This window comes from Janibacter zhangyanbonis (genome assembly GCF_050507325.1).
Classification (GTDB): domain Bacteria; phylum Actinomycetota; class Actinomycetes; order Actinomycetales; family Dermatophilaceae; genus Janibacter.
On sequence record NZ_CP191481.1, the window covers coordinates 2,830,711 to 2,848,597 of the forward strand.

Genomic DNA, 17,887 nt, shown 5'->3' on the forward strand with positions numbered 1-17,887 from the left:
GGACGATACGCACGGGTAACCACAGCGGCAACGGCAGGGCGCTGTGCCCCTCACCACCCCGCCCGGCTCAGGCCTTCTTGGCCGCTGCCTTCTTCGTCGCCGTGGAGGCCGCCTTCTTGGCCGTCTTCTTCGTGGCCTTCTTCGCGGTCTTCTTGGCCGTCTTCTTCGCCGACTTCTTGCGGGTCGTCGGGCCCTTGGCGCGCTTCTCGGCGATGAGCTCGTAGGCCCGCTCCGCGGTGAGCGTCTCGGGCTCGTCGCCGCGGCGCAGGGTCGCATTCGTCTCGCCGTCGGTGACATAGGGGCCGAAGCGCCCGTCCTTGACGACGACCTTCTTGCCGCTCACCGGGTCCTCGCCGAACTCCGCCAGCGGCGGCTTGGCCGCGGCGCGGCCACGCTGCTTGGGCTGGGCGTAGATCGCGACGGCCTCCTCGAGGGTCATCGTGAAGAGCTGCTCCTCGGTCTCGATCGAGCGCGAGTCGGTGCCCTTCTTCAGGTACGGCCCGTAGCGACCGTTCTGCGCGGTGATCGGCACCTCGACCGACTTCTCCGTGCCGTCCTCGGCGGTCGTCGTCTCGGTGACCGTGCCGAGGGTGCGCGGCAGAGAGAGGAGCTTGAGCGCCTGCTCGAGGTCGACCGTCGAGGGGTCCATGCTCTTGAAGAGCGAGGCCGTGCGCGGCTTGACCTTGGCCTTGCCGCGCTTGGGCTTGTCGTCGGCCGACTCCTCGAGGACCTCGGTGACGTAGGGGCCGTAGCGGCCGTTCTTCACGACGACGTCGCGCCCGGTCTCGGGGTCCTGACCGAGGACCCGGCCGTCGTCGGCGGCCGCCGCGAGGAACTCGCGCGCCATCGCCGGCGTCAGCTCGTCGGGGGCCACGTCGTCGGTGATCGTCGCCCGCTTGGGCGCCGGCGTCGTCTTCGTCTCGTCGGTGACCTCACCGGTCGCGGGGTCGACCCCCTTCGGCACGACCTCCTCGACATAGGGGCCGTAGCGACCGACCCGCACGACGACACCGTCGCCGATCTCGATCGTCGAGATGGCCCGGGCGTCGATGTCGCCGAGGTCGGCGACGAGGCCGGACAGGCCCGGGCCGCTGCCCTCGTCGCCGTAGTAGAAGCGCTGCAGCCAGGCGACGCGGTCGGCGTCACCGGCGGCGATCTCGTCGAGGTCGACCTCCATCGAGGCGGTGAAGTCGTAGTCGACGAGACGGCTGAAGTGCACCTCCATCAGGCGGGTCACGGCGAAGGCGAGCCAGGTCGGGACGAGGGCGGTGCCCTTCTTGCGGACGTAGCCGCGGTCCTGGATCGTGCTGATCGTCGAGGCATAGGTGGAGGGGCGGCCGATGCCGAGCTCCTCCATCTTCTTCACGAGCGAGGCCTCGGTGTAGCGCGCCGGCGGGGAGGTCTCGTGGCCGGACGCGACGGCGTCGACGACGTCGAGGCTCGCGCCCTCCTCGACCTTCGGCAGGCGGGCCTCGCCGTCCTTGGCCGGCTGTGCCGGCTCGTCGGTGCCCTCCTCGTAGGCGGCGAGGAAGCCGCGGAAGGTGATGACGGTGCCCGAGGCGGAGTACTCGGCGACCTCGCCGGCCTCGCAGCCGGTGAGGTCGGCGCGCATGCGGATCGTCGCCGTCGAGCCCTTGGCGTCGGCCATCTGCGACGCGACGGTGCGCTTCCAGATCAGCTCGTAGAGCCGGAACTCGTCGCCCCGCAGCTCACCGGCCACCTGCGCCGGGGTGCGGAAGCGGTCACCGGCGGGGCGGATCGCCTCGTGCGCCTCCTGGGCATTCTTCGACTTCTTGCCGTAGACGCGCGGCGCCTCGGGCACGAAGTCGGCGCCGTACATGTCGCGGGCCTGGCCGCGGGCGGCCGACACCGCCGAGCTCGACAGGTTGGTGCTGTCGGTTCGCATGTAGGTGATGTAGCCGTTCTCGTACAGCTTCTGCGCCACACCCATCGCCGCCTTGGAGCCGAGGCCGAGCTTGCGGCCGGCCTCCTGCTGCAGCGTCGACGTGGTGAAGGGGGCGTACGGGCGCCTCGTGTAGGGCTTCTCGGAGACCGAGCTGACGACGACCGGGGCCGCGATGGTCGCCTCGGCGACCTGGGTCGCGGCGCGCTGGTCGAGCGCGCGGGCGTCCTTCTTCACCGCACCGGTGTCGTCGAAGTCGGAGCCGGTGGCGACCTTGCGTCCGTCGAGGGTCGCGAGGCGGGCGGCGAAGGGGGCGGTGCCGGCGGAGAAGGAACCCTCCACGCTCCAGTAGGAGGCGACCTTGAAGGCCATCCGCTCGCGCTCGCGCTCGACGACGATGCGGGTCGCCACGGACTGCACGCGGCCGGCGGACAGACCCGCCTTGACCTTGCGCCACAGCACCGGCGAGACCTCGTAGCCGTAGAGGCGGTCGAGGATGCGGCGCGACTCCTGCGCGTTGACCAGGTCGAGGTCGAGCTCGCGGGTGTCCTCGACGGCGCGCTGGATCGCCTCCTTGGTGATCTCGTGGAAGACCATGCGCTGCACCGGGATCTTCGGCTTGAGCGTCTCGAGCAGGTGCCAGGCGATCGCCTCGCCCTCGCGGTCCTCATCGGTGGCCAGGTAGAGGGTGTCGGCGTCCTTGAGCAGGCGCTTGAGCTCGGTGACCTTCTTCTTCTTGTCCGGGTCGACGACGTAGAAGGGCTCGAAGCCCTCCTCGATGTTGACCCCGAAGCGGCCGAAGGGGCCCTTCTTCATGTCGGCCGGCATCTCCGACGGGGTCGGGATGTCGCGGATGTGCCCGACCGATGCCTCGACCGCGTAGTCGGGGCCCAGGTAGCCCGCGATGGTCTTGGCCTTGGCGGGCGACTCGACGATGACGAGCTTGCTGGCCATGTGCGCCTCATCTCTCGACCCCACGTGCAGCGGATTCGTCGCTGCCTCGACGAGGGGTCATCTCGGGGCGACCGTACTACGCCGCCCGGGGTGCTCCCTTCGCCCATCTGCCGGGGGGCTAGATTTTTGTTGAAAATACAAGTATCGTTGGGGCCATGAGCACTCCTCCCGTCCTCTACCTCTCCCACGGCGCCCCGCCGCTGGCCGACGACGCCCGGTGGACCGCCGAGCTCGCCCGCTGGTCCGGCTCCTTCGACAAGCCCAAGAACGTCCTCATGGTCTCCGCCCACTGGGAGGACGCCCCCGTCACGGTGAGCCCGGTCGAGCACAAGGTCCCGCTCACGTACGACTTCTGGGGCTTCCCCCAGCACTACTACGACGTCACCTACGACGCGCCCCTCGCCCCGGAGCTCGCGGCGGAGGTCTCCGCCCTGCTCAAGCCGAAGGGGGTCGAGGTCCGCCACGACGAGACCCGTGGCCTCGACCACGGCGCCTACGTCCCCCTCGTCGAGATGTACCCCGACGCCGACGTGCCGGTCCTGCAGATGTCGATGCCGACGCTCGACCCGCACCAGCTCGTCGAGCTCGGCCGCGCGCTGGCGCCGCTGCGCGACCAGGGCACCCTGATCGTCGGGTCCGGCTTCACGACGCACAACCTGCGCTGGTTCAACCCCCGCGCCGGGGCCGACGCCGCCCCGCCGACGGCCTCGAGCGAGTTCGACCACTGGGCCGCCGAGACCGTCGACGCCGGCGACATCGACTCCCTCGAGCGGATGCTCGAGATCGCCCCCGCCGGGCACGAGGCGCACCCGCGCACCGAGCACTGGGCACCGCTCTACATCGCGATGGGCGCAGCCGACGCCTCCGGCGCGACGCAGCGCGACGTCGCCGTCGACGGCTTCTGGTTCGGCCTGTCGAAGCGGTCCTGGCAGTTCAGCTGAGCGTCCACGGGCAGTCCTCCCCATCGCACGAGTGATGTGGGGTCGTTAGGGTCCTGCGTGAGGGGGCGACCACACCGCCCGCACCACGACAGGGAGATCACCATGAAGAAGCTCGTCACGCTGGCCGTCGCCGGCACCTTCGCGCTCGGCCTGACGGCCTGCGGCAGCGACAACGGCCCGGAGAAGGCGGTCGAGGACTTCGTCGCGGCGGCCAAGGACAAGGACTACGCCGCGCTGTGCGACGCCTTCGACCCCGAGATCATCAAGACGCTCGAGGACGCCGACCCGGGCAAGGACTGCGCGACGATCTTCAAGGAGAACGAGAAGGACCTCAACATCCCCGACGACCCGAAGGTCGAGATCCTCGGCTCCGAGATCGCCGACGACGAGAAGACCGCCACCGTCCAGGTGAAGAACGAGGACGGCAAGGAAGACGAGATCGAGCTCAAGAAGGTCGACGACGAGTGGAAGATCACCACCACCAGCTGATCACGCACAGCGCGAGGGCGGCCCGGTCACCGGGCCGCCCTTCGTCGTCCCCGGGCCCACACGTTGGTCTGGGTCCCACGTTCCGCGTGGGCGGTGCGAGCGCCAGCGAGCCTCGAGACCCCGCTCCCGTCGGGAAGACCCGGCGCGCTGCCGACCTCCGGTCCCTGAGGAGGTCGCTCAGCGACCGTCTCGAAGGGACGGTCGCGACGGCCTCGACAGCGTGCACGTCGAGAAGACCCGGCGTGGCGTCAAGCCGAAGTCGAGAACGACGACGTGACCACACGTCGACGAAGGACTTCGGCAGCGCGCCGGGTCTTCTCGGCGTGCGCGCCACCCCGCCCCGAGTGCGGCGACGACCTACTCCGGCAGGAGCAGCCCGTCTGCGGCGAGCCGGCGCACGAGGGCGGAGCCGGCGCCGAGCGCCTCGCCGGTGGGTAGGTCGAGCAGGGCGCTGATCGCGGTGAGCGCCTGTCGCGCCGTGAGGTCGCCGTCGCACACGGACACGAGCGCGGCGTCGAGGGTGTCGAGGCGCACCGAGCGGGCCAGCCCGCCGCCCTGACGCAGGACGATGACGTTGGGGTCGCTGGCGCCGGGCGCCGCGTGCGTCTCGGTCGTCACGTCGCGGGCGCAGCGCCACGCGGTGTCGAGCAGGGCGTCGTCGTCGAGGCCGGCGAGCCGGTCGCGGGCGACGAGGCCGGCGGCCACGGCGGGGCCCATGGGCGACGCCACCGGTCCGGTCGCCTCGACGAGATCGACGAGGGGAGCCCGCTCCCCCGTCGGCCGGTGCAGCGTGATGATGCCGAAGCCGATCTGGGCGATGTCCCGCGAGGCGAAGTCGTCGAGCCACGCGCCGACGAGGGCGTCGTGCTCGCTCGTGCCGGGCAGGTGCCCGCCGTCGCGGGTCCACAGCTCGGCGTACTCGGCCGGGTCCTGCACGTCGCGCTGCACGACCCATGCATCGAGCCCGCTGTCGGCGACCCACGCACCGACCCGTTCGCGCCAGTCCTGGCCGGCGACGGTCTCCCAGTTGCCGAGGAGCTGGGCGACGCCCCCGGGCGCCAGGTGGGCCCCGATCCCGCGGGTGAGCGCCGCGACGACGTCGTCACCGGCGGCCCCGCCGTCGCGGTACTCGTAGAGCGGCACCTGCCCGCTGCGCGGCGTGATGACGAAGGGGGGATTGCTCACGACGAGGTCGAAGGCCTCGCCGGCCACGGGCTCGAGGAAGGACCCCTCGCGCAGGTCCCAGTCGAGCTCGTTGAGCGCCGCGTTGAAGGCCGCGTAGCCGAGGGCCCGGCGGGAGAGGTCGGTCGCGACGACGGCGTCGGCGTGCGTCGACAGGTGCAGCGCCTGCACGCCGCAGCCGGTGCCGAGGTCGAGCGCGCGGGTGACATGGGAGCGCGGGGTCCACGACGCCAGGGTCGTCGAGGCGCCGCCGATGCCGAGCACGTGGTCGACCGGCAGCGGCTCGCTGCGCGCGTGCTCGGTCGGGTCGGAGGCGACCCACCACGCGTGGTCGGCGTCGTCGCCGTAGGGCCTCAGGTCGCACCGGGCGACGACGTGCGCGCCGTGCGGCTCGACGATGCCCAGGGTCACGGCGCCGGTGACGCCGGTGCGCGGCAGGGCCCGCGCGAGGTCGTCGGCGGCCGTGGGCAGCCCGAGCCCGAAGCACCCGATGAGCACACCGAGCGGGTCACGGGCCCCTGCGACCGCCCGCCGGGCCGGCAGGACCTGCTCACGTCCGAGGGCGCTGGCGGCGAGGTCGCCGAGGCGCTCACGGACCGCGTCGACGCCGAAGGGCGCGGCAGCGAGGTCCTCCCGCAGGGCGGCGAGCAGCTCGGGGTCGGTGCGGGGCGTGGTGCTGGAGGTCACCCGCCGAGCCTAGTGCGCCCCCTTCGTCCCACCCGGAGGGTCAGACCCGGTCGACGGCCGGCTCGCCCTCGACGTCGGCCATCGCGACGTCGTCACGCTTGGTGACGACGAGGGCGACGGCGATGACGAGCAGGGCGACCGCGGCGATGGCCCAGCGGATCGTCTGGTCGGTGCCCGAGCCGAGGTAGAGGGTGACGACGGCGGGAGCGATGAGGACGGCGACGAGGTTCATCACCTTGATGAGCGGGTTGATCGCCGGACCGGCGGTGTCCTTGAAGGGGTCGCCGACCGTGTCGCCGATGACCGCCGCCTCGTGGCCGGGCGAGCCCTTGCCGCCGTGGTTGCCGTCCTCGACGATCTTCTTCGCGTTGTCCCAGGCGCCACCGGAGTCAGCGAGGAAGACCGCCATGAGCGCACCGCAGGCGATGGCTCCCGCGAGGAAGCCCGCGAGCGCCCCGATGCCCAGGCCGAAGCCGACGACGATCGGCGTGAGCGCGGCGAGCAGACCGGGCGTCGCGAGCTTCGCGAGCGAGTCACGGGTGCAGATGTCGACGACCCGGGCGTACTCGGGCTTCTCCGTGCCGGCCATGATCCCCGGGTGCTCGCGGAACTGCCGGCGCACCTCGTGGACGATCGAGCCGGCCGCGACGGTCACGGCGTTGACCGCGAGCCCGGAGAAGAGGAAGACGACCGCGGCGCCGACGAGGACGCCGACGAGCACGCTCGGCGAGACGATCTGCGTGTTGACCATCTGCTCGAAGGAGCTCACCCGGTCGGGGCTGACCGAGGCCTCGTCGATGCCGCGCACCGTCGAGGTCCACGCATCGGTGTAGCTGCCGAAGAGCGCCGTCGCGGCGAGCACCGCCGTGGCGATCGCGATGCCCTTGGTGATCGCCTTGGTCGTGTTGCCGACAGCGTCGAGCTCGGTGAGCACCTGGGCCGCCTCGCCGTCGACGTCACCCGACATCTCCGCGATGCCCTGCGCGTTGTCGGACACCGGGCCGAAGGTGTCCATCGCCACGATGACGCCGACCGTCGTCAGCAGGCCGCAGCCGGCGAGCGCGATGAAGAAGAGCCCGAGGACGACCGACGACCCGCCGAGGAGGAAGGCGAGGTAGATGACGACGGCGATCGTCAGGACCTTGTAGACCGCCGACTCCAGGCCGAGAGAGATGCCCGAGAGGATGACGGTCGCCGCACCGGTCTCGGTCGTGCGGGCCACGTCCATGGTCGGACGTTTGTCGGTGCCCGTGTAGTAGCCGGTCATCCGCAGGATGACGGCGGCGAGGATGATCCCGAGGACGACGGCGAGCAGGGCCGCGCGGCGCGGGTCGCCGACGAGCTGGGCGACGCCGTCGTCGGGGGACGACAGACCGGCATAGGTCGAGGGCAGGTAGAGGTAGGCGGCGCCCGCGCAGAGCACGGCGGAGACGACGGCCGAGATGTAGAAGCCGCGGTTGATGGCGTCGAGGGCCGACTCGCCCCCCTTCGCCCGGGTGATGAAGATGCCGATCATCGCGGTGAGGGCACCGATCGCGGGGATGAGAAGGGGGAAGACCAGGCCGTAGGAGCCGAAGGCCGCGGAGCCCAGGATCAGGGCGGCCACGAGCATGACGGCATAGGACTCGAAGAGGTCGGCCGCCATGCCGGCGCAGTCGCCGACGTTGTCTCCGACGTTGTCGGCGATCGTCGCGGCATTGCGCGGGTCGTCCTCGGGGATGCCGGCCTCGACCTTGCCCACGAGGTCGGCGCCCACGTCGGCCGCCTTGGTGAAGATGCCGCCGCCGACGCGCATGAACATCGCGAGCAGCGCGGCGCCGAAGCCGAAGCCCTCGAGGACCTTCGGCGCATCACCGCGGTAGGCGAGCACGACGATGGCCGCACCGAGCAGACCGAGGCCGACGGTGAACATGCCGACGGTCCCGCCGGTGCGGAAGGCGATGCGCATGCCGTCGTCGCGTCCGGTGGAGCGCGCCGCCTCGGCGACGCGGACATTGGCCTTGACCGCCAGCGACATGCCCAGGTAGCCGATGGCGGCGGAGAAGGCGGCGCCGAGGACGAAGAAGCCCGAGCGCCCCCATCGCACGCCGGCCGAGTCGGCCGGGAGGAAGAGCAGCAGCACGAAGACGAGGGCCACGAAGACCACGAGGGTGCGGAACTGCCGTCTCAGGTAGGCGTGCGCGCCCTCCTCGACCGCGCCGGCGATCTCCTGCATGCGCGGGGTCCCGGCGTCGGCGGCGACGACCTGCCGACGCAGGACCACGCCGAGAGCCAGGGCCACGACCCCGATGACGGCCACACCGCCCACGAGGCCCAGGTTGGTGCTGTCGAGGTCGATCGACGACGCAGTGGACAGGGTCGCGAGCGTGACTGCCATGCCATCCTCCTTGATGGACGCGGGTCACGGCCGGTCCGTCGTGGCGGGCACAGCCGATGGCTCACCCTACTGCCGGGTCGCCTCCGCTGCCCGGACCGCGCTCTCGAGATCCGGGTGGATCTGCAGCAGCTGGTCCAGGCCCGTGATGGTGAAGACGCGCACGACCCGCTCGTGGGCGGCCGCGACGGTCAGCGTGCCGCCGTGGCGGGTCAGCCGCTTGAGCCGGCCGACGACGATGCCCAGACCCGTCGAGTCCATGAAGGTGACGTCGGTGAGGTCGAGCGTCAGGCACCGGTGGCCGTCGGCGATGAGGGCCTCGAGGGCGTCGCGCAGGACGGCCGCCGAGGTCACGTCGATCTCCCCGGCCACGTGGACGACGTGGACGGGACCGGACTCGCTGGTCGTGACGGCGGTGGGCACCGGCCTACCGTAGACGACATGTCACGTCAGGTCCCAGAGGCTGGAGAGCTGCTCGCCGGCCTCGCCTCCGGTCGCGAGGACCGGGTGCGGCACGTCGAGCGGATCCCGGCCCGCGCCGCGGACCACGTCGACCTGCCCGACTGGGTCGCCCCGCCGCTGCGCGCGGCACTCGCCGGCGCCGGCATCGACCGGCTGTGGTCCCACCAGGCGCGCGCGGCCCAGGCCGCGCGCGACGGGAGGCACGTCGTGCTGGCCACCGGCACGGCCTCGGGCAAGTCACTGGGCTATCTCCTCCCTTCGCTCACGGCGGTGCTCGAAGGGAGGGCAGCCGCCAACGGCCGCGGGGCCACCGCCCTCTACCTCTCCCCCACCAAGGCGCTGGCCGCCGACCAGCTCGCCCGGATCCAGTCGTGGGCCGTGCCGGGCGTGCGCGCCGCGACCTACGACGGCGACACCCCCACCGACGAGCGGCGCTGGATCCGTGACCACGCCGACGTCATCCTCACCAACCCCGACCTCGTCCACCACTCCCTGCTGCCGGGGCACGAGCACTGGGCGCACGTGCTGCGGCGGCTGCGCTACGTCGTCATCGACGAGTGCCATGTCTACCGGGGCGTCTTCGGCTCGCACGTCGCGCTGCTGCTGCGGCGGCTGCGGCGCGTGGCTCGGCGCTACGGCGCCGACCCGATCTTCGTCCTCGCGTCCGCGACCGTCGGCGACCCCGGCGGCCTGGCCTCGCGGCTCGTCGGTGACGACGTGCTCGCGGTGACCGAGGACGGGTCGCCGCGCGGTGCGATGACCTTCGCCCTGTGGCAGCCGCCCGAGGACGACGAGGGGGCACGCCGCTCCCCCACGACCGAGGCCGCCGACCTCATGGCGCACCTCGTGGGCCGCGACGTGCAGACGCTCGCCTTCGCCCGCTCCCGGGCCGGTGTCGAGGCCCTCGCCTCGGCCGCCTCCCGCCAGGTGAGCATCACGGACGAAGGGAGGATCGCCGCCTATCGCGGCGGCTACCTGCCCGAGGAGCGTCGGGTCATCGAGCGTCGGCTGCGGGAGCGCGACCTGCTCGGGCTGGCCGCGACGAATGCCCTGGAGCTCGGCATCGACATCGCCGGCCTCGACGCCGTCCTCATGGCCGGGTGGCCGGGCCGGCTCGCCTCCGTGTGGCAGCAGGCCGGGCGCGCCGGGCGTGACGGCCAGGACGCGCTCGCCGTGCTCGTCGCCGCCGACGACCCGCTCGACACGTGGGTGGTCGAGCACCCGGAGGCGATCTTCGACGCGCCGGTCGAGACGAGCGTGCTCGACCCGGGCAACGTGCACGTCCTCGTGCCGCACGTCGCCTGCGCGGCGGCGGAGCTGCCGGTGACGCGCGACGACGAGCAGTGGTTCGGCCCGGGGCTGGAGGGTGTCCTCGAGGTGCTCGTGGCGCGGGGGCTGCTGCGCAAGCGGCCAGGTGGCTGGTTCTGGACCCGCCCGGACCGACCCGGCGAGCACGTCTCGCTGCGCGGCATCGGCGAGGTGGTGAGCATCGTCGAGGGCCGGTCCGGCCGGGTCATCGGCACGGTCGACGAGTCGTCGGCGCACTCGCAGGTCCACACCGGGGCCGTCCACGTCCACCAGGGGCGGCCCTACGTCGTCACCGAGCTCGACCTCGAGCAGGCCACCGCCACCGTCGTGCCCGGCGACCCCGGCTGGTCGACGCACGCCCAGTCGGTGTCCTCCTTCGACATCGTCGCGGAGGAGTCCGGCGTCGACCACGGGCCGGTGCGGGTCTCCTTCGGCCGGGTCGACGTGCGGCACCAGGTCACGGGGTTCCTCCGCCGGCTGCCGGGCGGCGAGGTCATCGGCCAGCACCCGCTCGACCTGCCGGAGCGCACCCTGTCGACCCGGGCGGTCTGGTGGACGATGACGCCCGAGGCTCTTGCCGCCGCCGGCGTCGCCGACGTCGACGTGCCGGGGGCGGCCCACGCCGCCGAGCACGCGGTGATCGGCATGCTCCCGCTGCTCGCGACGTGCGACCGGTGGGACATCGGCGGGGTGTCGACCGACCTGCACCCCGACACCGGGCTGCCGACGATCATGGTCTACGACGGGCAGCCCGGCGGGGCGGGCTTCGCGGCCCGGGCGCACGAGCAGATCGGAGCGTGGCTGGCGATGACCCGCGAGACGATCGCCGGCTGCGGGTGCGCCGGCCGGGGCTGCCCGGCCTGCGTCGTCTCCCCCAAGTGCGGCAACGGCAACGAACCCCTCGACGCGCGCGGCGCGGTCGCCCTGCTCGACCTGCTCCTGACCTCGCTCGGCCATAAGGTGGAGAACCGCCAGTCGTCGCGCTCGCGCTGACCTCCCCGAAAGGACCCCCATGGTCATCCTCGGCCTCATCCTCGTGCTCGTCGCCGTCGCCATCGGCGCGGCCCTGCTGCTCGGCACCCAGGCCCCAGAGGTCTCGGGGCAGGAGGTCGACATCCGCCTCTTCGACGCCGTGACGATCAACCTCAACCCGCTGACCCTGGTCATCGCCGGCATGCTGACGATGCTTCTCCTCTGGCTGGGTCTGGTCATGATCAAGGCAGCGCTGACCCGCAAGGCCAAGCAGCGCCGCCTGCGCAAGGAGCAGGAGGCCGAGTCCAAGCGACGCCTCGCCGAGCAGGAGGCCGCCCACCAGGAGGAGCTGCGCGAGCGCGAGCGCGCCCTCGACGACCAGCGCGTCTCGACCGACATCGCCCGCGAGCGGGCTGCGGTCGCGGAGCGCCACGACCCGACGCTCGACGCGCCGACCGAGCGGATCAGCACCCGTGACGCCGCTCGCGGCGCTCCCGCGGACGACGCCACCCGCCCGATCGCGCGCGACGGTGGACCGGTCGACGACGCGACCCGCCCCATCCGTCGCGATCCCCGCCCCTGACGGGCTCGCGATGATCCTCGTCGGCCTGGTGCTCTCAGCACTCGCGGCCGCCCTTCACGTCTTCATCTGGTACCTCGAGTCCTTCGCGTGGACGACCCGCGCCCGGGCCGTCTTCGGCACGAGCGCCGAGGAGGCCGAGGCCACGCGTGAGCTCGCCTTCAACCAGGGCTTCTACAACCTCTTCCTCGCGGTCGCCGTCATCATCGGGATCGTCGTCCACGCCCTGGGCCATGACGCCGTCGGCCTGACGCTCGTGCTCACCGGCACGGTCTCGATGCTCGCCGCGAGCCTGGTGCTGCTCCTCTCGAGCCCCGACAAGGCCGCTGCCGCCGTCAAGCAGGGCGCCCTGCCGGCGATGGGCATCGTCCTGGTCGTCGCCGGCCTCGTCCTCTGAGGCCTGCTCGGGCCCGGCCCGAGCGGTCCCCTCGGCCGTCTCCGGCCCCGCCCCACCGAGGCGAAGGGGGATGCTCGCCGCCACCGTCACCGTCACGTCTCCCCCGCCGGCGACCCGGCACGAGCGGACGGCCGTGCCGTGGAGGCCCGCGACCCGACCGGCCTCCGCACACGCCGCGGCGGGATCGGAGCGCTCCTGGTAGTCGATCGCCCCGGCGAGGGCCGCGAGGTCTGCGGCGGACCGGGCGACGTGCGCGGCCCGGACCGCGCTCAGCACGGCGAGCGCGGCGACGGTCACCGTGAGCACGACGGCGATGACGCCGAGCGACAGCACGGTCGAGCTGCCCGCATCGTCATGACGGCGCATCGGCGGACTCCACCCGTGCCGTCGACGAGCACGTGCTGTCGTCGGTGACGAAGCCCAAGCCGGCAGGCGCCGGGCTGGTCACCGTGACCGATACGTCCTGACCGGAGCGGGACACGTCGATCGCGGCCCCCTCGGGGGCGGTGCGCTCGGCGAGCCCGAGGGCCCGGTCGGTGCTCTCGCCGCGGGCGATCTCGCGCACGGCCACCCGCGCGGCGTCGACGCAGCGCACCCGGTCGACGCCCCAGGACAGTGCCGAGAGGCAGATGACGAGGACGAGGACGACCGCGGGGAGGGTGAGGGCGAGCTCCGCCGTCACCATCCCCGCGTCGCCGACGCCCCTAGCGGATGCCGAGCGCCTCGAGGATGACACCCGACAGCCCCGACTTGATGCCCCCGGACTTCACCACGGCCAGCAGCACGATGGCGAAGGTGCACGCAGCGAGCGTGCCGACGGCGTACTCCGCCGTGGTCATCCCCGCCTCGCAGGCCACACGTGCCCGGTGGCGCCAACGGATGATGGATCTCTGCATGGGACGCTCCTCCCCTCGTGCGGCACGGGATGCGCCGCGGTGAGGACCACCCTTCACCGTGGCGGGCGCCAGAGGGAGGCGTCCTCCGAGGTTGTGCCCGGGAGACGTCGTGGCCTCGAGCATGTGGAAAGGTCAGCCCACGACCAACTCCGCCAGCGGTTCCGGATGCGTGACCGAGGCTGCGCTAGACACTGCCCTTGCGTTCGATGACGAGGATCCTGGCTTCCGGCGCTGGTACGGCGACGTGCTCGTCACCGACCTCGGCATAGCAGACCCGACCAGGTGAGAGACGTTCGACGTGCTCCTGTCCGTCGTGGCGGTAGTGCATGTCGACGGAGCCGTCGAGCACGACGAACACCTCAGAGCCATCGTTGACGTGCCAGACGTAGGGCTGGTCCGTCCAGTGCAGGCGCACAGTCGCGTCGTCGATCTCCGCAATGTCCAGCGCGCCCCACGGGTGATCGGCAGTGAAATCCTTGGCATCGAAGAACTTCATGATCACGTCCTCTCCAGAGCGATGAGCCGTTGGCCATTCATCCCGTCGATGGTCACATAGGCTGTGTAGGCCACTCCCCCGTCCCTGCCGGGAAGCCACAGCGTCTTGGCTCGACCGTCGTGGACCTCTCGGGCCTCCCACGCGTCGACGAACTCCGAGCTGCGATCCAGCAGGGCCCCTACGAACTCCTCTCCACGAGAGTCCCCGACGAGAGCACGACGTGCCACGGCGGCGCGCAGCTCACCGGCCTGGGCCCGCGAGTAGGGTCGACGCTCCGTCTCGGGGAAGACAGCGCGCACGGCCGGGTCGAGGAACCACAGCTCGTAGACGTTGGCCACGGCGAGACCGCGTTCGCCCACCCAGGTAAAGAGCCGGTGGCCGGCCTCGTTCTGGTCCAGGACGAAGCCGAGGTCGTCCACCACCTGAGCCGGCGTCCCCTCCAGCGCCCCGAGGAGGAAGGACAAAGACTCCGAGGTCTCGTCCCCGGCGTGCTCCGGCGCGCTCCGCCCGGTCAGTCGGTACAGATGGGCGCCCTCTGCCCTGGTGAGGTCGAAGGCTGAGGCCAGCCCGTCGATGACCTGCGGGGTGGGCATGGATCCCGCACGCCCCTGCTCCAGCCGGGTGTAGTAGTCGACCGAGATGTTGGCCAGCAGCGCCACTTCTTCCCTCCGTAGGCCCGGAGTGCGACGGTGACCACCGCTTGTGGGAGGACTCGACGAACGGCGGCAGTCCTGGAGGAAGTCGGCCAGCTCTCGCCGACTCTGCTGTGATCGCGCCATGAGTCCAACCTAGGCGAGCACATCCGCTGACTCACTGCTGTCGGCCGGCATGCGGTCCGCCCACGTGCGCAGGCAGGCCTGCGCTGCCAGAGACAACGCGCAGATGACCGCTGCCAGAACAATGGCACCGTCCACGCCGACCAGATCGACGAGCATGCCGCCGGCCAGCGCCCCGAGGGCGAGGGAGGTGTTGTACGCCAGAGTGTTGATCGACATGGCCGCCTCGAAGGCCGACGGAGCCGCCGTGAGCACGACCTTGACCTCGGCGACGTTGCTCGCCCCGAACGCGAACCCCCAGAGAGTGAGCACAAGAACGACCAGCCACAGCGACCACGACACGGTGGGCAGCAGCAGCACTGCCAAGAGCACACCTCCCGAAGCAACGGCGAAGAACCATCCCGGACGCTTCTCAGCCAGGCGCCCGCCGACGATGTTCCCCACCGCGCCGCCAACACCGAACACGATCAGAACGATGACGATGAATGTGGGCGTCGCCATCGTGGACTCCTCAAGCCAAGGACGCGCGTACGTGTAGGCCGCGAAGTGTCCCAGCACCAGCAAGAACATGGCGATGACCACGCGTCTGAGCAGGGTGTTCCGCACTGGCAACGCCAGGACCTGAGCGACCGCGAATCCACCCTGGCTGGGGAGCCGTGGCAGAGTCGCCAGAACCGCGAGCAGCGACAGCAAGCTCAGGCCACCCCATGCCAGGAAGGCTGCCCGCCAGCCCGTCACGTTGCCCATCAGCGTCCCCAGCGGGACTCCGGCGACCGCAGCTATCGAGATCCCGGACAAGACGATCGCCGAGGCACGTCCGGCCAGCTGACCGGGAACCAGTCGCACCGCGGTGCCCACACCGATGGCCCAGAAGAGGCCGTTGGCGAACCCCATGCACAGCCGCGCCAGAAGAACGAGCGGGTAGGCATCCACGAGAGCCGTGAGGACATTGCCAACCATGAGCACCGCCAGCAGGCAAGCCAGCAGGATTCGCCGATCCATCCGACTCGTCCACGACATCAGGAAGGGGGCACCAAGCCCCGCAGCCAGCCCGTAGAGGGAGCGAGGTCGCGGCTTCAACCATGTGAAAGGGCGCGCTCACAGCCATTTCCGCAAGCGGGTGGGACTGCTGCACCGATAGGTGACATCTGATCTGTGGTGTCGTGGGCTTTGGACAGGCGCGGACTGTAGCTCACCCGGTCTCCTTTCGCGCCTGTTTCCACGCGGCGTACTTCTCCGGCAGGCACGCACCGCAGGGGCGGAAGCCTGCGGCGATAGCGGCGGCCTCATCGGCGAAGAACACCCGGTTCTTCACGTAACCGCCGTTCGCGATCGCCCTCAGTGCCGCCGGGCAGTTCATGCGCCCGTAGATGCGTCCGCCGCGATGCCCGCCGAGCGTGCCCGGAATCGTGTTCTCGTACGGCTTGCGGTCCGCGCCCAGCAGCGTGTAGGTCTTCTCGGTCATCGCGCCCTCACGCGGCGTCGTGGAAAACCAGCGCGAGGGTGAACCGTTCTCCCGTACGGATTGCGGAGACACCGTGCCGAACCGGAGCCGCGGACCAGCCGCGCTTGGACTCCACGGGCCGGTCGCGGGTGGTGAACACGTAGCCGTGGCCCTGGGGTAGCAGGAACGCAGAGCCTCGCGACTGGGCCCTGGGTCGCTGTTCGAGCAGCAGGAACTCCCCACCAGTGTGATCCACACCGGGGTTGTTGAGGTTGATGACCACCTGCAGGGGGAACACCAGATCCCCGTAGAGATCGCGGTGCAGCGCGTTCCAGTCCTTCTCGCCGTACTTCAGCAGGATCGCAGTTGACTTGTCTTGCCCGGCCTCGTGGCACATCTGAAGCCACTCGTCCAGGGTGTCCGGCCAGATCGCTTCACGGGCGAGTTTGCCCCACCAGTCGCGAGCGATCGGCAGCAGACGCGGGTAGAGGGCTTGCTTCAGGCGCTCGATCGGCTCCGGATAGGGTGCGTGGAAATACTTGTACTGGCCCTCGCCGAAACGCACGCGCCCCATGTTGACCGTCTGCCGGAACGCGTCGTCGACGTCGTAGAGGTCGCGGATTTCCTCGGCCTCGGCCGGGGTGAGCAACTGCGGCAGCAGTGCGCCGCCGTACTCGTTGACCTCCTCCGTGATGGATTCCCAGTCGCCGGAGTCCACGCGCTGCGCGTAGACATCCGGTTCGGTCTTCGTGTTCATGCTGCCTTCTCAAGTGTCAGTAGCGCCGTCTTCGCGTCCAGACCACCGATGTATCCGCCGAGGCTGCCGTCGGCGCGCAGCACACGGTGGCAGGGAACAACGACCGGGAGCGGGTTGGTTGCGCATGCCGTGCCGACGGCGCGCACAGCCTTCGGGCTGCCGACGAGTTCGGCGACCTCCTTGTATGACTGCGTGTGCCCGTAGCCGATGTGCGGCAGGTAGCGCTGCACGATCTGGCGGAAGCCCGAGGACATCAAGTAGCCGAGGGGCAAGTCGAAGACGTGCCGCTTGCCGTTGAAGTACTCGTCGATCTCAGCGGCCACTGCATCCAGACGGCGTGGGTCCTCAAGTACGCGGGGGCTGATCTTCTGCGCCAGCGACTCCAGCACCGTGTCGAAGTTTTCACGCTCGAAGGCGACGCGCACGAGGCCCCTCTCAGTCGCGGCCAGCAGCAGCGGGCCGATAGGAGTATCGATCGTGCGGTAGGCGACATGCAGCAGACCTTGCTCACTGGCGAGTGCAGCCAGTCGCGTGTTCAGGTCGGCCATCTTGTCGGGCTCAATCGGGAGGATGGCGGCGTGCTCAGCTCCCTTGCCGTCATCGGTCGGACGACTGATCCCAACTGGCGTGATGTCGGTCATCGGGATGCTCCTTTCGTGTGCTCGCCCGCGTGATCGGTCTGTCTCAAACTCTGGATCCCGTCGGCTGCCGCACGACGCACCGCTTCCGTACTGCCGCCGATCAGCGCGGCCGTCTCAGCGTGCGGTAGCCCGCCGAGATGGTGATAGGCGACAGCGAGGCGCTGTCGCTCCGGAAGTGCGCACACCCCCGCCCATACCCCGTGCTCGTCACTGCCTGGGTTACCCAGCGACGAGGTCTGTTCGGGGAGGTCGTCGGTGGGAATCGCATGGCGTGCGTGGGCTCGTATGATGTCGATCGCCTTCCGGTGAGCAACACGCACCAGCCACGCCTCAACGTTCGTGTCCTCGGGCAATTCTGGCCACGCTTGCAACGCGGCTAGGAACGTCTCCGACCAGGCGTCTTTAGCGTCCAGGTTTGGCCCGAGTACGGCCCGACACACCCGAAGCACGGTTTCTACGTGCTCCTTCACGACCAGCTCGAACGGATACTTCATCTTCACCCCAAAGGTAGACGCAGATGCCGGGAGAAGCGTGAGCCCAGCAGTCTTGGGTCGCTCACGGCGACGAGACTCCGCCGCTGACCTCCACTGGGTGGCCGTCAAGCGGATGGAGAGCGGTCGCCCGCGTC

18 protein-coding genes and 1 pseudogene are annotated in these 17,887 nt (G+C 70.7%); 5 read left to right on the forward strand and 14 right to left on the reverse strand.

Going from position 1 to position 17,887, the window contains the following annotated elements; all coding sequences use genetic code 11:
- Positions 1 to 67: 67 nt before the first annotated feature.
- Entirely contained in the window at positions 68 to 2,857 is a 2,790-nt protein-coding gene (gene topA / locus ACQBJO_RS13900) for a type I DNA topoisomerase (protein ID WP_421008771.1), read from the reverse strand.
- Between the two features lie 155 nt (positions 2,858 to 3,012).
- On the opposite strand from topA, the gene ACQBJO_RS13905 reads away from it, so the two are divergent.
- Both ACQBJO_RS13905 and ACQBJO_RS13910 read left to right on the forward strand, forming a co-directional pair.
- Positions 3,013 to 3,798: a dioxygenase family protein gene (locus tag ACQBJO_RS13905; RefSeq protein ID WP_255184356.1), complete on the forward strand. Its 786-nt coding sequence runs from the start codon at positions 3,013 to 3,015 to the stop codon at positions 3,796 to 3,798.
- A gap of 102 nt (positions 3,799 to 3,900) precedes the next feature.
- Positions 3,901 to 4,287 (forward strand): DUF4878 domain-containing protein, encoded by a 387-nt coding sequence (locus ACQBJO_RS13910; RefSeq protein WP_255184357.1) that lies wholly within the window; start codon positions 3,901 to 3,903, stop codon positions 4,285 to 4,287.
- A gap of 357 nt (positions 4,288 to 4,644) precedes the next feature.
- On the opposite strand, the gene ACQBJO_RS13915 is transcribed toward ACQBJO_RS13910, so the two are convergent.
- From ACQBJO_RS13915 to ACQBJO_RS13925, 3 genes are all read right to left on the reverse strand, one after another.
- Positions 4,645 to 6,156, reverse strand: a complete 1,512-nt coding sequence (locus tag ACQBJO_RS13915) for a DUF7059 domain-containing protein (RefSeq protein ID WP_421008772.1) — start codon at positions 6,154 to 6,156, stop codon at positions 4,645 to 4,647.
- A gap of 40 nt (positions 6,157 to 6,196) precedes the next feature.
- Positions 6,197 to 8,533 (reverse strand): sodium-translocating pyrophosphatase, encoded by a 2,337-nt coding sequence (locus ACQBJO_RS13920; RefSeq protein WP_421008773.1) that lies wholly within the window; start codon positions 8,531 to 8,533, stop codon positions 6,197 to 6,199.
- Between the two features lie 66 nt (positions 8,534 to 8,599).
- Entirely contained in the window at positions 8,600 to 8,953 is a 354-nt protein-coding gene (locus tag ACQBJO_RS13925) for an STAS domain-containing protein (protein ID WP_255184360.1), read from the reverse strand.
- 18 nt (positions 8,954 to 8,971) lie between these two features.
- Here ACQBJO_RS13925 and ACQBJO_RS13930 point away from each other — a divergent pair, with 18 nt between their 5' ends.
- Genes ACQBJO_RS13930 through ACQBJO_RS13940 form a run of 3 tightly spaced genes read left to right on the forward strand, consistent with a single transcriptional unit; the run spans position 8,972 to position 12,249 of the window.
- A complete protein-coding gene (locus tag ACQBJO_RS13930; protein WP_430407113.1) occupies positions 8,972 to 11,293 on the forward strand; it encodes a DEAD/DEAH box helicase in 2,322 nt (773 codons plus the stop codon).
- A 19-nt stretch (positions 11,294 to 11,312) separates the two neighbouring features.
- Entirely contained in the window at positions 11,313 to 11,855 is a 543-nt protein-coding gene (locus ACQBJO_RS13935) for a hypothetical protein (RefSeq protein WP_421008775.1), read from the forward strand.
- A 10-nt stretch (positions 11,856 to 11,865) separates the two neighbouring features.
- A complete protein-coding gene (locus ACQBJO_RS13940) occupies positions 11,866 to 12,249 on the forward strand; it encodes a DUF1304 domain-containing protein (protein ID WP_421008776.1) in 384 nt (127 codons plus the stop codon).
- A 69-nt stretch (positions 12,250 to 12,318) separates the two neighbouring features.
- Here ACQBJO_RS13940 and ACQBJO_RS13945 read toward each other — a convergent pair.
- The 10 genes and pseudogenes from ACQBJO_RS13945 to ACQBJO_RS13990 form a co-directional block, all read right to left on the reverse strand.
- Positions 12,319 to 12,615: pseudogene (locus ACQBJO_RS13945) on the reverse strand (Rv3654c family TadE-like protein); the annotation flags it as partial.
- Entirely contained in the window at positions 12,602 to 12,934 is a 333-nt protein-coding gene (locus ACQBJO_RS13950) for a TadE family type IV pilus minor pilin (protein ID WP_421008777.1), read from the reverse strand. The pseudogene ACQBJO_RS13945 and the gene ACQBJO_RS13950, both read right to left, overlap by 14 nt.
- Before the next feature lie 19 nt (positions 12,935 to 12,953).
- Entirely contained in the window at positions 12,954 to 13,145 is a 192-nt protein-coding gene (locus ACQBJO_RS13955; RefSeq protein WP_421008778.1) for a DUF4244 domain-containing protein, read from the reverse strand.
- Between the two features lie 184 nt (positions 13,146 to 13,329).
- Positions 13,330 to 13,641 carry a cupin gene (locus tag ACQBJO_RS13960; protein ID WP_421008779.1) on the reverse strand — a complete coding sequence of 104 codons (312 nt, stop codon included), beginning with the start codon at positions 13,639 to 13,641 and terminating at the stop codon, positions 13,330 to 13,332.
- A 2-nt stretch (positions 13,642 to 13,643) separates the two neighbouring features.
- Entirely contained in the window at positions 13,644 to 14,420 is a 777-nt protein-coding gene (locus tag ACQBJO_RS13965; RefSeq protein ID WP_421008780.1) for a helix-turn-helix domain-containing protein, read from the reverse strand.
- A gap of 9 nt (positions 14,421 to 14,429) precedes the next feature.
- The gene (locus ACQBJO_RS13970; RefSeq protein ID WP_430407114.1) at positions 14,430 to 15,419 is read right to left on the reverse strand and encodes an MFS transporter; all 990 of its coding nucleotides are present in this window, start codon (positions 15,417 to 15,419) and stop codon (positions 14,430 to 14,432) included.
- A 190-nt stretch (positions 15,420 to 15,609) separates the two neighbouring features.
- Entirely contained in the window at positions 15,610 to 15,882 is a 273-nt protein-coding gene (locus tag ACQBJO_RS13975; RefSeq protein ID WP_421008782.1) for an Ada metal-binding domain-containing protein, read from the reverse strand.
- 7 nt (positions 15,883 to 15,889) lie between these two features.
- Positions 15,890 to 16,618 (reverse strand): 2OG-Fe(II) oxygenase, encoded by a 729-nt coding sequence (locus tag ACQBJO_RS13980; protein ID WP_421008783.1) that lies wholly within the window; start codon positions 16,616 to 16,618, stop codon positions 15,890 to 15,892.
- Positions 16,615 to 17,259 (reverse strand): methylated-DNA--[protein]-cysteine S-methyltransferase, encoded by a 645-nt coding sequence (locus ACQBJO_RS13985; protein ID WP_421008784.1) that lies wholly within the window; start codon positions 17,257 to 17,259, stop codon positions 16,615 to 16,617. Before ACQBJO_RS13985 ends, ACQBJO_RS13980 begins: the two co-directional genes overlap by 4 nt.
- A complete protein-coding gene (locus ACQBJO_RS13990) occupies positions 17,256 to 17,753 on the reverse strand; it encodes an RNA polymerase sigma factor (RefSeq protein WP_421008785.1) in 498 nt (165 codons plus the stop codon). Before ACQBJO_RS13990 ends, ACQBJO_RS13985 begins: the two co-directional genes overlap by 4 nt.
- Positions 17,754 to 17,887: the final 134 nt, after the last annotated feature.